Annotated in this window: 12 protein-coding genes; 5 read left to right on the plus strand and 7 right to left on the minus strand. The window is 73.0% G+C overall.

The features are described from left to right. On the minus strand, positions 1-453 hold a 453-nt coding region (locus ACLHRZ_RS27180; protein WP_490421167.1), incomplete at its 3' end, for a hypothetical protein. A 130-nt stretch (positions 454-583) separates the two neighbouring features. Further along, complete coding sequence (locus ACLHRZ_RS27185) at positions 584-1,903, minus strand: DUF2252 family protein (protein ID WP_490421168.1); 1,320 nt, start codon at positions 1,901-1,903, stop codon at positions 584-586. A 158-nt stretch (positions 1,904-2,061) separates the two neighbouring features. Here ACLHRZ_RS27185 and dnaE point away from each other — a divergent pair, with 158 nt between their 5' ends. Continuing rightward, the gene (gene dnaE, locus ACLHRZ_RS27190; protein WP_490421169.1) at positions 2,062-5,613 is read left to right on the plus strand and encodes a DNA polymerase III subunit alpha; all 3,552 of its coding nucleotides are present in this window, start codon (positions 2,062-2,064) and stop codon (positions 5,611-5,613) included. 82 nt (positions 5,614-5,695) lie between these two features. On the opposite strand, the gene ACLHRZ_RS27195 is transcribed toward dnaE, so the two are convergent. After that, positions 5,696-5,869, minus strand: coding sequence for a hypothetical protein (locus tag ACLHRZ_RS27195; protein ID WP_490421170.1), 174 nt, complete (start codon positions 5,867-5,869; stop codon positions 5,696-5,698). A gap of 272 nt (positions 5,870-6,141) precedes the next feature. On the opposite strand from ACLHRZ_RS27195, the gene ACLHRZ_RS27200 reads away from it, so the two are divergent. The 4 genes from ACLHRZ_RS27200 (at position 6,142) to ACLHRZ_RS27215 (ending at position 10,123) form a co-directional block, all read left to right on the plus strand. Then, positions 6,142-7,425: an NYN domain-containing protein gene (locus ACLHRZ_RS27200; RefSeq protein ID WP_490421171.1), complete on the plus strand. Its 1,284-nt coding sequence runs from the start codon at positions 6,142-6,144 to the stop codon at positions 7,423-7,425. A 252-nt stretch (positions 7,426-7,677) separates the two neighbouring features. Further along, positions 7,678-8,649: an ABC transporter ATP-binding protein gene (locus ACLHRZ_RS27205; RefSeq protein ID WP_490421172.1), complete on the plus strand. Its 972-nt coding sequence runs from the start codon at positions 7,678-7,680 to the stop codon at positions 8,647-8,649. Beyond that, positions 8,646-9,482, plus strand: a complete 837-nt coding sequence (locus ACLHRZ_RS27210; protein WP_490421173.1) for an ABC transporter permease — start codon at positions 8,646-8,648, stop codon at positions 9,480-9,482. Before ACLHRZ_RS27205 ends, ACLHRZ_RS27210 begins: the two co-directional genes overlap by 4 nt. A 35-nt stretch (positions 9,483-9,517) precedes the next feature. After that, a complete protein-coding gene (locus ACLHRZ_RS27215) occupies positions 9,518-10,123 on the plus strand; it encodes an ABC transporter permease (protein WP_490421174.1) in 606 nt (201 codons plus the stop codon). Positions 10,124-10,321: 198 nt separating this feature from the next. Here ACLHRZ_RS27215 and ACLHRZ_RS27220 read toward each other — a convergent pair whose 3' ends face one another. The 4 genes from ACLHRZ_RS27220 to ACLHRZ_RS27235 are packed head-to-tail and all read right to left on the minus strand — an operon-like array spanning position 10,322 to position 13,348. Continuing rightward, entirely contained in the window at positions 10,322-10,402 is an 81-nt protein-coding gene (locus tag ACLHRZ_RS27220) for a 50S ribosomal protein bL37 (protein ID WP_490421259.1), read from the minus strand. 49 nt (positions 10,403-10,451) lie between these two features. After that, complete coding sequence (gene ybaK / locus ACLHRZ_RS27225; protein ID WP_490421175.1) at positions 10,452-10,949, minus strand: Cys-tRNA(Pro) deacylase; 498 nt, start codon at positions 10,947-10,949, stop codon at positions 10,452-10,454. Positions 10,950-10,965: 16 nt separating this feature from the next. Then, positions 10,966-11,703: an LON peptidase substrate-binding domain-containing protein gene (locus tag ACLHRZ_RS27230; RefSeq protein ID WP_490421176.1), complete on the minus strand. Its 738-nt coding sequence runs from the start codon at positions 11,701-11,703 to the stop codon at positions 10,966-10,968. A gap of 43 nt (positions 11,704-11,746) precedes the next feature. Continuing rightward, positions 11,747-13,348 carry an oxidoreductase gene (locus ACLHRZ_RS27235; RefSeq protein WP_490421177.1) on the minus strand — a complete coding sequence of 534 codons (1,602 nt, stop codon included), beginning with the start codon at positions 13,346-13,348 and terminating at the stop codon, positions 11,747-11,749. Positions 13,349-13,390: the final 42 nt, after the last annotated feature.

The raw sequence follows: 13,390 nt of genomic DNA on the forward strand, positions 1-13,390 counted from the left end.
CAGCAGCCGGGCCAGGGCCGCCTCGCCGCGCCGCAGCCAGGCGGCGGCCAGCAGGCCGACCGCGACGTGCGCGGCGAGCAGCAGCCAGGGGGCCGTGCCGGGGGCGGCGGCCCCGGTCAGCGAGCGGCCCACGCTGCCGCCCCCGCACAGCAGGGTCCAGGCCCCCGCGGTGTGGTGGCGTACGGAGCCGTAGCAGGTGTCCTGCCCGGTGCTGAAGAGCACACCGGAGGCCAGCTCCAGCGGGATCAGCAGGGCGGCGATGCGCCAGTAGCCGCGCTCCCGGCCCGCCAGCGCGTAGGCGAGCGCGAAGACGCCGGCCGCGGTCAGGGCGACGGTGGGCACGGGCAGCGGCATGCCGGACAGCACTGCGTGCGAGGCGGCGGACAGGGCGACGCACAGCGCTGTGAAGAGCGCTGCGCGCAGTGCCCGTAGGCTTGCCGCCGATATGTCCATGAGGTCGAGTCTGTCATGGGCGTGGGTAAACCACTGTTAAAGGGGCTTGAGCGGTCCGTTGGCTGCGGGTCGGCTGTGGTTGCTCGCGCAGTCCCCGCGCCCCTTCGGGGCGCGGTATCGGGGCGCGGTATTACGCCCCCTCGCGAAGCAGGTCCACGAAGATCCGGTGGTCCGTGAGGGTGCGGGACGCGGAGCGGTGGGCGAAGTCCGTGAGCAGTTCCGGGAAGGCGTCCTCGTCCGCCGCGATGGCCGCGTCGATGGCCCGCTCGGCGGCGAAGGGGACCAGGGCCCGCCCGGCGCCGTCCCCGGCCGCCGCGTGCAGGTCGGCCGTGGCCCGGCCCAGGTCGGCCACCAGGGCGGCGAGCTCCGCCGGCTCGCCCGATTCGCCGACGGCCGACCAGTCCAGCGCCACCGCGTACGGCGAGACCTCGGAGACCAGCTGCCCGGCCCCGTCCAGCTCCGTCCACCCGAGCCAGGGGTCGGCGTGCGGCTGGAGGACGCGCTGGGCGATCACGGTGCGGTGGCCCTCGTGGCGGACCTGCTCGCGCAGGGCCCGGTCGGCCAGGTGCCGGGAGACGGCCGGGGCGCGGCCCGGCCGCATGGAGATCACGACGTCGTCCTCCAGGGCGTCGCTGGCGCCCTCCAGGAGGAGGTCGTACGCCGCCGGCCCGGCGCCGGCGCGGCGGCCGACGACGTCCTTGACCCGGTAGGAGTCGGGCCGGTCGAGGGCGGTGTCGGGCAGCGACTCCAGGTAGCCGTCGAAGGCGGCCAGGATCGTGTAGCGGGTGGCGGCGTCCAGCTCGACCGTGTCCTCGCCGGAGCGGAAGCGCCGGTCGTGGTCGCGGATCCCGGTGCGGTCGGCGAGCATCCCGGAGCGGGTCCTGGCGCGGGCCCGGCGCAGGGTGCCGAGGACGGGGCCCTCGGCGTTGTCCAGGGTGAGGGGCGGGACCTCCTCGTGGCGGGCGCCCGCGGCCAGGGCGTGGATGCGCTCGCGGTAGGCGGCGGCGTAGTGCCGGACCAGCCCGCTGATCTGCTCGTCGCCGAGCGCCGTGGTGCGGCCCAGCAGCGCAAGGGAGGCGGCGAACCGCTTCAGGTCCCAGGTGAACGGGCCCACGTACGCCTCGTCGAAGCCCGTGGCGCCGAAGACCAGGCGGCCGGTGGCGTCCATGGCCGCGCCGAAGCGGCCGGTGTGCAGGTCGCCGTGGATCCATATCCGGCCGGTGCGCTCGTCCAGGAACGGGCCGATGCCGTACCCCTCCTTGCCGTGCTCCGGGTCGGCGTAGAAGAGGCAGGGCGTGGCGTGGTGGAAGGCGAGGACGGACGCGGCCTGCTTCCGGAACCGGGCCCGGAGGGCGTCTGGGCCGAGGGTCCGCAGGTCCTCGGATGCGGTGCCGAGGGCGGCGAGGATCTCCTCGCCGCGCTGCGCGGTCCGGTCGTGCTCGAGCGCCATCGCCGGTTCCTCCTGGGTGGTCGTCGGCGGACGGATGTGCTGCCGTCCTCAACGTGCGGGACCGCCCGTCCGTGCCCGTGGCTGTCAGTCGGTGCCGGTAACCTTCGAAGCTGTCCCCACCCGCCGCCGCCCACCGTCCGCCCGGAGGTTTTCCCGCCGTGACCGCCTCGTCCAGGCCCCCCTTCACGCACCTGCACGTCCACACCCAGTACTCCCTGCTGGACGGTGCCGCGCGGCTCAAGGACATGTTCAAGGCCTGCCAGGACATGGGCATGACGCACATCGCCATGTCCGACCACGGAAACCTGCACGGCGCGTACGACTTCTTCCATACGGCGAAGAAGGCGGAGATCACCCCGATCATCGGCATCGAGGCCTATGTGGCCCCCGAGTCGCGGCGCAACAAGCGGCGCATCCAGTGGGGCCAGCCGCACCAGAAGCGGGACGACGTGTCCGGTTCCGGTGGTTACACGCACAAGACGATCTGGGCGGCGAACGCCACCGGTCTGCACAACCTCTTCCGCCTCTCCTCCGACGCGTACGCCGAGGGCTGGCTGACCAAGTGGCCGCGGATGGACAAGGAGACCATCGCCCAGTGGTCGGAGGGCCTGATCGCCTCCACCGGCTGCCCGTCCGGCGAGGTGCAGACCCGCCTGCGGCTCGGCCAGTTCGACGAGGCCGTGCAGGCCGCCAGCGACTACAAGGACATCTTCGGCGAGGGCCGGTACTTCCTGGAGCTGATGGACCACGGCATCGAGATCGAGCGCCGGGTCCGCGACGGCCTGCTGGAGATCGGCAAGAAGCTGGGCATCCCCCCGCTCGTCACCAACGACTCGCACTACACCTACCCGCACGAGGCCGAGGCGCACGACGCCCTGCTGTGCATCCAGACCGGCAAGAACCTCTCGGACCCCGACCGCTTCAAGTTCGACGGCACCGGCTACTACCTGAAGTCCACGGACGAGATGTACGCCATCGACTCCTCGGACGCCTGGCAGGAGGGCTGCCGCAACACGCTCCTCGTCGCCGAACAGGTCGACGTCTCGGGCATGTTCGAGGCGAAGAACCTCATGCCGAGGTTCGACGTGCCCGACGGCTACAGCGAGGTCACGTGGTTCCAGGAGGAGGTCCGCCGGGGCATGGCCCGGCGCTTCCCCGGCGGCGTCCCGGAGGACCGGCAGAAGCAGGCCGAGTACGAGATGGACGTCATCATCCAGATGGGGTTCCCGGGCTACTTCCTCGTCGTCGCCGACTTCATCATGTGGGCCAAGAACAACGGCATCGCGGTCGGCCCCGGCCGTGGTTCCGCGGCCGGTTCGATCGTGGCGTACGCGATGGGCATCACCGACCTCGACCCCATCCCGCACGGCCTGATCTTCGAGCGGTTCCTCAACCCCGAGCGCGTCTCCATGCCCGATGTCGACATCGACTTCGACGAGCGCCGGCGCGCCGAGGTGATCCGGTACGTGACGGAGAAGTACGGCGCCGACAAGGTCGCCATGATCGGCACCTACGGCACCATCAAGGCCAAGAACGCGATCAAGGACTCCGCCCGCGTCCTCGGCTACCCGTACGCCATGGGCGACCGCATCACCAAGGCCATGCCTGCCGACGTCCTCGGCAAGGGCATCCCGCTCTCCGGCATCACCGACTCCGCGCACCCGCGCTACAGCGAGGCGGGCGAGGTCCGCGGGATGTACGAGAACGAGCCGGACGTGAAGAAGGTCATCGACACCGCGATGGGCGTCGAGGGCCTGGTGCGGCAGATGGGCGTGCACGCGGCCGGCGTGATCATGTCCAGCGAGACGATCACCGACCACGTCCCGGTCTGGGTCAGGCACTCCGACGGTGTCACCATCACGCAGTGGGACTACCCGAGCTGCGAGTCGCTCGGCCTGCTGAAGATGGACTTCCTGGGCCTGCGCAACCTGACGATCATGGACGACGCGGTCAAGATGGTGAAGGCCAACAAGGGCCTCGACATCGACCTGCTGGAACTGCCGCTCGACGACCCCACGACCTTCGAACTGCTCCAGCGCGGTGACACCCTCGGCGTCTTCCAGTTCGACGGCGGCCCCATGCGGTCCCTGCTGCGGCTGATGAAGCCCGACAACTTCGAAGACATCTCCGCCGTGTCCGCCCTGTACCGGCCGGGCCCGATGGGCATGAACTCGCACACCAACTACGCGCTCCGGAAGAACGGCCAGCAGGAGATCACCCCGATCCACAGGGACCTGGGCGAGCCCCTCAAGGAGGTCCTGGACGTCACCTACGGCCTCATCGTCTACCAGGAGCAGGTGCAGAAGGCCGCCCAGATCATCGCCGGGTACTCGCTCGGCGAGGCCGACATCCTCCGCCGTGTCATGGGCAAGAAGAAGCCCGACGAACTGGCGAAGAACTTCACCATCTTCCAGGGCGGCGCCCGGAAGAACGGCTACTCCGACGAGGCCATCCAGGCCCTGTGGGACGTGCTGGTCCCCTTCGCCGGCTACGCGTTCAACAAGGCCCACTCGGCCGCGTACGGACTGGTCTCGTACTGGACCGCCTACCTCAAGGCCAACTACCCGGCCGAGTACATGTCCGCGCTCCTCACCTCGGTGCGCGACGACAAGGACAAGTCGGCGATCTACCTCAACGAGTGCCGCCGCATGGGCATCAAGGTGCTCCCGCCGAACGTCAACGAGTCCCAGGCGAACTTCGCCGCCCAGGGCGACGACGTGATCCTCTTCGGCCTCACCGCCGTCCGCAACGTCGGCCAGAACGTGGTGGATTCGATCATCCGCTGCCGCAAGTCCAAGGGGAAGTACACCACCTTCCCCGACTTCCTGGACAAGGTCGAGGCGGTCGTCTGCAACAAGCGCACCGTCGAATCACTGATCAAGGCCGGCGCCTTCGACACGATGGGGCACACCCGCAAGGGCCTCACCGCGCACTACGAGCCGATGATCGACAACGTGGTCGCGGTCAAGCGCAAGGAGGCGGAGGGCCAGTTCGACCTCTTCGGCGGCATGGGCGACGACAGCGCCGACGACGGGCCGGGCTTCGGCCTGGACGTGGAGTTCTCCGACGTGGAGTGGGAGAAGGCCTATCTGCTCGCGCAGGAGCGCGAGATGCTCGGCCTCTACGTCTCCGACCACCCCCTCTTCGGCATCGAGCACGTCCTCAACGACAAGGCCGACGCCGCCATCTCCCAGCTGACCGGCGGTGAGCACGCCGACGGTGCGATCGTGACGATCGGCGGCATCATCTCGGGCCTGCAGCGCAAGATGACCAAGCAGGGCAACGCCTGGGCCATCGCCACCGTCGAGGACCTGGCGGGCTCCATCGACTGCATGTTCTTCCCCGCCACCTACCAGCTGGTCTCCACCCAGCTCGTCGAGGACACCGTCGTCTTCGTCAAGGGCCGGCTCGACAAGCGCGAGGACATCCCGCGGCTCGTCGCGATGGAGCTGATGGTCCCCGACCTGTCCAACGCCGGCACCAACGCGCCCGTGGTCATCTCCATCCCCACCGTGAAGGTCACCCCGCCGATGGTCGAGCGCCTCGGCCAGGTGCTCACCCACCACCGGGGCTCCACCGAGGTGCGCATCAAGCTCCAGGGGCCGCGCAAGACGACCGTGCTCCGGCTCGACCGGCACCGGGTCACGCCCGACCCGGCGCTCTTCGGTGACCTGAAACAACTCCTCGGCCCGTCCTGCCTGGCCGGCTGACGCCCGGGCCGCGACGGCCCGACAGCGCGAGGGGCGCGCCCGCCGAGTGCGGGCGCGCCCCTCAAGCGCACCGAAGCGCCGGTCAGTTGTGGCCGAAGCGCTTCTGCTTGCCCTTACGGGCCAGGTCGCCGGGGGTCACCTGGGCCTGCCGCTGCTCGGACTGCGCCTCGATCGAGGACTTCTGCGCCTGCTGAGTGCTCTTTTCGGCCGATTGGGTCTGCTGCCTCGACCGGTCCTGTTTCTTGTTCTTGGCCATGCCGGTATGCCTCCGCTCCGGGGTGGCCCCCCTTTTCGCACACCCTTGCACGCGTCCGCGAACCGCGCATTTCGGGTAATTACCGTGGGTGATAGGGACACTTGCCGACTGTTACCCGTATCCGCCACGCCGATGATCCAGTTCGGACTGATAACCCCCGCGCGGTCGGGCAGACTCCAGGGAAAGCCGAAAGCCCGGAGCGCCGGGGCGCCACTGTGCCGGGGCACGACCGTGCTGCCGGCCGGCCCCGAACTCATGGAGAGAGGTGGACCGTGGACCGCTGCGTCGTCCTGGTCGACGCCGGCTACCTGCTGGGTGCCGCCGCGAGCCTGCTGGCCGGGGAGCCCGCCCGGTCGCGCATCACGGTCGACCACGCAACGCTCATCCAGGGCCTGCGCGAACGCGCCGAGGCCGACACCGAGCGCCCGCTGCTGCGCATCTACTGGTTCGACGGCGCCCCCGACCGGGTCCCCCAGCCCGAGCACCGCCGGCTGCGCGTCATGCCGCGCGTCACCGTCCGGCTCGGCGCCCTGACCCGCAGCGACGGCCGCTGGGCCCAGAAGGGCGTGGACGCGGCCATGCACGCCGAACTCACCGAGCTCGCCCGCAACAGGGCCTGCTCCGACATCGTGCTCGTCACCGGCGACGGCGACCTGCTGCCCGGCCTGATGTCCGCCAAGGAGCACGGCGTCGCCGTCCACCTGTGGGCCGTCCAGGCCGCCGACGGCGACTACAACCAGTCCGAGGACCTCGTCGCCGAGGCCGACGAGCGGCGGGTGCTCGACCGCACCTGGATCACCCGGGCGGTCCGCGCCAAGGAGCTCACCGGCCCCTGCGCGCCGCAGCCCGCGCCCCGGCCCGAGATCGCGGCCATCCTCTCCGCCCCGCTCCCCGAGAGCGCGGCGGCCGCAGCGGCCGCGGCCGCGCGCAACGGGGACTCCGAGACGGGCAACGGCTCCCGGTCCGCGGCGGCCGCCGCCGCGGGGTGCGCGGGGTCCGAGCGCACGGGCGACACGCCCGGCGGCCGTGGGGTGCCCACGCCGAAGGACCTCGCGAGCCTGGGCCGCGGCCCCGCGGCCCAGTCCAACGGGCAGCCGCCCTCGGTGAGCACGGGGGCCTCGCCCAATGCGACCCTGCGCTGGTCGTCCGACAAGGGCTGGGTCGAGCGGGGTGGCCCGGGCAACGGCCTGGGGGAGACCCCCGAGACGGCCTCCCTGCCCACGCTGGCCCAGCTCACCAGCGCGGAGCAGCGCTGGGCCGACCGCGAGGAGGACATCACCACCGTCGGCGGCGACCCCTTCGAGGTCGGCCAGGTCTTCGCCCGGCGCTGGACCGAGCGCATCACGGACTCCGTCCACCTGCAGCACCTGTCGACGGAATACCCCCGCATCCCCCACCGCATCGACGGCGAGCTGCTGCGCTACGCCGCCCGCTTCGGGCTGCTGGCCCACAAGGACGACCAGATCGACGAGCACGACCGCTACGCGATTCGCGCCGGCTTCTGGCGCGAGATCGATGCCAGGACCGCGGCCGAGCATGCCCCTGCGGGGGATTAGCCGGAAGTGCGGTCTTCGGCTGCGGGCCGTCCGTGGCTGGTCGCGCAGTTCCCCGCGCCCCTTACGGGGCGCGTGATGTCGTGCGGTACCGGCGCGCCCCATAGGGGCGCGGGGAACTGCGCGACCAGCCGAAGACGACCCGCACGGTCATCGGAGCCGCAGCCCCCATGGCGAGCCGCGCCGCCGAGGCGCGTAACCTCATAGCTCGTGAGAACGGTCGCGAATCAGCCTGAGCGGGCTGCAAGCCCCCCGGTGTGTACCGTGCGCGGCCTCGTCAAAACGTATCCCGCCGCGCGCGGCCGCCGCGGCGGGCCCGGTACCGACGCCGTGAAGGCCAGCGACGGCATCGACCTCGACATCCGGCGCGGCGAGATCTTCGGCCTGCTCGGCCCCAACGGCGCCGGGAAGACCACGCTCGTCCGCCAGCTCACCGGCCTGCTGCGGCCCGACGCGGGCCGCGTCGAGCTGCTCGGCCACGACCTCGTCCGGCACCCGGAGCGCGCCGCCCGGCTCGTCGGCTACCTCGGCCAGCACTCCACCGCGCTCGACGAGCTGACCGTCTCCCTCGCCGCCGAGACCACCGGCCGGCTGCGCGGGCTGGACCTGCGTACCGCCCGCGCCGAGCGCGACGCCGTCCTGGAGGAGCTCGGGCTCACCGCGATCGCCTCGCGGCCGCTGAAGAAGCTCTCCGGCGGCCAGCGCCGCCTGGCCTGCTTCGCCGCCGCGCTGGTCGGCGACCGGCCCGTGCTGATCCTCGACGAGCCCACCACCGGCATGGACCCCGTGGCCCGCCGCGCCGTCTGGGCCGCCGTCGACCGGCGGCGCGCCGAGCGCGGCGCCACCGTGCTGCTCGTCACCCACAACGTCATCGAGGCGGAGACCGTCCTGGACCGGGTCGCCGTCCTGGAGAGCGGCCGGATCATCGCCTGCGACACCCCGGCCGGGCTCAAGCAGCTCGTCGGCGACGAGGTCCGGGTCGACCTCGTCTGGCGCACCGAGCCCCCGCTGGACGTCCCCGAGGTCGCCGCCCTGCGCGGCGCGGCGACCGAGGCCGGGCGCCGCTGGTCGCTGCGGCTCGGGCCCGCCGAGGCGCGCGCCGCCGTCGCCGCCGTCACCGGCGGCCCCGCCTTCGCCGCGCTCGACGACTTCACGCTCGCCACGCCCAGCCTGGAGGACGTCTACCTGGCGCTGGGCGGCCGTACGGAGGGGCTGGTAAAGGGATGAGCGCTGTGACCACCGGGGTGGTGCCGGGGCAGAGCCGCGAGCGCGGCGACGCCCGGGCCCGGGCCGGGGACGGCGAGGCGGCCCCGCTCGGCCCGCGGGCCCGGCTGCTGCCCGCGCTGGCCGCGGTCTACCGCGCACAGCTGTCGCGCGCCCGCGTGGCGCGGATACCGCTGCTGTTCGTGGCGACCTTCCAGTCCGTCGGCATCATGATCCTGATGCGCGGCGTCGTGGACGGCGGGGACGCGGCGCGGGCCGTCGTGTCCGGCTCCAGCGTGCTGGTCGTGGCGTTCGTCGCGCTCAACCTCCTGGCCCAGTACTTCGGACAGCTGCGCGCCGGCGGCGGGCTCGACCACTACGCGACGCTGCCGGTGCCGCCCGCCGCGGTGGTGCTCGGCGCGGCGGGGGCGTACGCGTCCTTCACCGTGCCCGGTACGGCCGTCACGGCCGTCGTGGGCAGCGTGCTGTTCAAGCTGCCGCTGGGACACCTGTGGGTGCTGGCCGCGGTGGTCCCGCTCGCCGGGGCCGCGCTCTCCGGGCTCGGCGCGGCGCTGGGACTGCTCGCGCCGCGCCAGGAACTGGCCACGCTGGCCGGGCAGTTGGGCATGTCGGCGGCGCTGCTGCTGGGCGTGCTGCCGGCCTCGCACATGCCGGCGCCGGTCGCCTTCGCGCGCGACCTGCTGCCCTCCACCTACGGGGTCGAGGCGCTGGCCCGCAGCTTCGACGCGCACCCCGACTGGCTGCTGGTCGCCGCCGACCTCGGGGTCTGCGCGGCCGTCGGCGTGGTGTCGCTGGCCGCGGCCACCTGGGCCTTCCGCCGGGCGGCGGTACGGTGACGCGCCGCACCGCGCCGGCCTGGCACGATGACGGGGTGACCGCATCGCTTTCCCCGCACGACCAGCCCGCCGACCGGCCCGCCGTTCCCGAGGAGCCGCAGCCCGCCGCCCCCGCGCACGATCTGCGCACCGAGGTGCGCCAGTCCGCCGTCGTCCTGGCGGCCGTGACGGTGTCCGGGCTCCTGCTGGGGCTGCTGTGGCTGTGGCTGGCGCCGCGGGTGCCGCTGATCTCGGACGGCAAGGCGGTGTACCTGCGCAATTCGGAGGGCGAGCAGGCCGTCGGCGCGGACGGCCTCTTCGCCTTCCTCGGGCTGGGCTTCGGCGCGGTGAGCGCGGCGCTGGTGTTCTGGTTCCGCCGCAGCGGCGGCATCGCCGTGGTGGTGGGCCTGGCGGTGGGCTCGCTGCTGGCCTCGCTGATCGGCTGGCGGCTGGGGGTCTGGCTGGGGCCGACGTCGGACGTGGCCGCGCATGCGCGGGCCGTGGGCAAGGCGGTCGTCTTCGACGGGCCGCTGAAGCTGGGGGCCAAGGGCACGCTGTTGGCGTGGCCCTTGGCCGCGATGGCGGTTCATCTCGGGCTGACGGCCCTGTTCGGGCCCCGCGATCCGGAGCCGGTGCCGCACTGGCCGGCGACAGAGGACTGAGGTCCTGGGGGGCTGCGCCCCCAGACCCCCGCTGTCGCGGCTTCGCCGCTCGTCCTCAAACGCCGGACGGGCTGAAAACAGCCGGCCCACCTTGGTTGTGGGCAGGCGTTCCGCAGGGCGGAACGGGTGGGCACAACCCGGACCACCGGCCTGCACCACCCCGGGGTTCGGGGCGGAGCCCCGGGAAAACGGTGCCCCCTACGCCGGCCGCCTCCCGTGGTTCGCCCGGCCCTTCTTCAGGCGCCACCTGCGCTTGCGCGTCCGCTTCGACATGGGCATCCCCTCCTCCCCCTAGGTCGTAGCCGAGCGCAGCGGAGCCGTCCAGGGCTCACGCACGCGCAATCGGGGCGACCACCGCGCCCGTGAGCGCCGCCAGGTCGTCCGGCGCGAGCTCCACCTCCAGGCCCCGGCGGCCGGCCGACACGCAGATCGTGGGGTGCGCGGCCGCCGACGCGTCCAGCGCCGTGCGCAGCCGCTTGCGCTGGCCGAGCGGGGAGATGCCGCCCCGTACGTATCCCGTGGTGCGCTCCGCGAGGGCCGGGTCGGCCATCGCGGCCCGCTTGCCGCCGAGCGCGGCGGCGAGGGCCTTGAGGTCCAGCGAGCCGGACACCGGCACGACCGCGACCGCCAGGTTGCCGTCGACGTCGGCCACCAGGGTCTTGAAGACCCTGCCCGGCTCGACGCCCATCGCCTGCGCGGCCTCCTCGCCGTAGGACGCCACGGCGGGGTCGTGCTCGTAGGCGTGCACGGAGAACGCCGCACCGGCCTGCTCCAGCGCCACGATGGCGGGCGTCGGGCCCGCACCCTGCTTCTTCGTCTTCGCCAACGCGTCCGTCCCTCGGTCAGTTGGGGCTGGTCGGCCGTCTGGTGAGCTCCACGGCCGGCAGCGACGGGAGCTTACCGATCAAGGCCGTCTCGGCGCGCAGCAGTTTCAGCTCCTCCGCCAGCCGCGACGCGGTGTCCGGGGTCTGGAGCAGCCGCTGCTTGGCGGGGGTGTCCAGCACCGCGGCGGCCGCGACCAGATAGGAGAGCACCGACGGCTCCCCGGGCAGATCCGCCTGCCCGGCCAGCGAGCGCTCGCTCGCCCCGGCCAGCCGCTTCTGGTACGCGCGGAACGCCCGCACCACGCCCGAGGCCAGCGCGCCCGCCTCGTCGCCCTGCTGCTCCGGGATCTCCTCCACCTCGCCCGTCAGGTAGGGGCCCGTGGCGTCGACCGACAGCAGCCGGAAGCGGGTGGTGCCGCTGGCGAGGACCTCGAACGTGCCGTCCGGGCGCTCGCGGATCGTGGCCGCCTCGGCCATGCAGCCCACCGAGTAGAAGGACCTGATGGGGTCGGGGCCGAACCCGGACGCCGGCCCCGGCTCCGGGCGGGCCGGCTCGGGCAGGCCCGGCGCGGTGGGCGCGACCTCGCGGCCGTCCCGGATGGCGACGACGCCGAAGCGGCGCGGCGCCTCCTCCGGCAGCGCCGACAGCTCGCGCATCATGGCGCGGTACCGCTGCTCGAAGACGTTGAGCGGGAGCACGAGGCCCGGGAAGAGCACCGAGTTCAGCGGGAAGATCGGAAGGCGAGCGCTGGTCACAGCCGGTAAGCCTAATGGCCTGCGCCGACAGGGTGCCCGGAGTTCACTGGCGGCGCAGCAGCCGGGAGGCGCCGGCCGCCACCGTCGTCGCCAGCACCCAGCCCAGCAGGATCAGCGCGGCCGACAGCCACTGCGCGAGGCCCGTGGTCTTCCAGGCCAGGCCCTGGCCCAGGTCGACGACCGGGAGCAGCAGGTCCAGGGTGTAGAGCTCGGGGTTCCAGACGGGGCCCTCGTGCTCCTTGACCGGTTCGAAGTGCTGGTGCGAGAAGTAGAGCGTCCCCAGCGCCCACAGCACCGCCATCCACACCGCCGCCCGGCCGGGGCGGTAGCCGTAGGCCACGGTCCAGTCCTGCAGATAGCCCCAGGCCCGGCCGGCCGGGGGCAGCGTCTCGCGCCTGCGCCGCTGCTTGGCCAGCAGCACCTCCCGCGCGTCCTCGTCCTCGCCGCTGTCGCGCAGGGCGCCCGCCAGCCGCTCGTACGGCTCCGGTGCGTACTCGGGGGTGGCCGCGGCCACCCACTCCAGGCGCAGCGGGAGCGGGAACGGGCCCAGCGGTATGAGGTTCTCGTAGAAGAAGCCGGCCATCGTCAGCCCGCCGGGGCCGGGCCAGCTGTCGTGGCGGTCCACCAGGTTGGTGACCCGGGCCCCCGACAGCACCACCCGGCCGCGCTCCGGCCGGTCCCCGAGGAAACGCAGCTCGGGCGTCTGGAGGCGGCGCAGCGACAGCTCCTGGTCCGGCTGCATCACGAAGCGCGCCTGGCTCAGGTCCACCGCGTCGCCGAACCGCCCGTCGTCCAGCCGCGCCCCGCCGTGGCACTCGAAGCGCTGTATCCGGGTGCCCCGCTCGGGGGTGCCGGGGGCGATGCCGTACGGGGGAGTGCCGCCGGGGAAGGAGGAGCCGCTGATGCCGACCGCCGTGAGGTAGAGGGTGCGCTCCACGGTGAGCTGCGGGGCGTTGAGCGCGCGCCGGCCGTAGGGGTTGTGCAGGGCCGAGCCGCGCAGGCTCAGCGAGGCGCCGACGGTGGCGCCGCGCAGGCTCAGCTCGCCGTAGGAGCGCATCATCTCGGCCTGCAGGTCCTGCCCGACGGTCAGGCCGTCGGCGGCGATGGACACCCCGTGCCGGTCCCGGCGCACCACGGCCTGGTTGAGCAGCAGGTCCGTGCCGATGTGGGCGTCGGTCAGCCGGACGCCGTGCCGCACCACCGAGCGCGGCAGGTGCAGATCGCCCTCGGTGTGCAGCCGGGCGGCCTCCAGGCGGGGGATGGCGCAGCCGACCAGGCGCAGGGTGGTGAAGTGGCACTCGGGTAACAGCAGCTGCTGGTCGAAGCGGCAGTTGTGCAGTTCGACGTAGGGCACGACCGTCCCGCCGGAGAGGTCGAGCCGGCCGGTGATCCGCACCCCGTTGAGTTTCAGCGCGGCCACCCGGCCGGGCAGCGCGGGCGGGCCGTCCAGGAGCAGCAGGGCGACGACCGTCGCTCGGACGCTGCGCTCGGGGCCCCAGGCGTGCGGGCCGTCCGGATCGTTGCGCTCGTGCTCGGCGGCCCGCAGGTCGTGGGTGCTGCCCTGGCGGAACGCCTGCCACATCCCCTGCTCGGCAGGGGTGAGTTCCAGCCCGTGCGGAAGTCCGCCGTCCGTCTGCTCGGTCACCGCGCCCCCTTCCGTCACCCGTACGGCCGTACCAAGGATCCC

Source organism: Streptomyces sp. AM25, from assembly GCF_058146165.1.

Excerpts from the sequence above, each read along its gene's own strand:
- ACLHRZ_RS27185 (WP_490421168.1), bottom strand. The coding sequence starts at position 1,903 with ATGGCGCTCGAGCACGACCGGACCGCGCAGCGCGGCGAGGAGATCCTC.
- ACLHRZ_RS27195 (WP_490421170.1), bottom strand. The coding sequence starts at position 5,869 with ATGGCCAAGAACAAGAAACAGGACCGGTCGAGGCAGCAGACCCAATCG.
- ACLHRZ_RS27210 (WP_490421173.1), top strand. The coding sequence starts at position 8,646 with ATGAGCGCTGTGACCACCGGGGTGGTGCCGGGGCAGAGCCGCGAGCGC.
- ACLHRZ_RS27220 (WP_490421259.1), bottom strand. The coding sequence starts at position 10,402 with ATGCCCATGTCGAAGCGGACGCGCAAGCGCAGGTGGCGCCTGAAGAAG.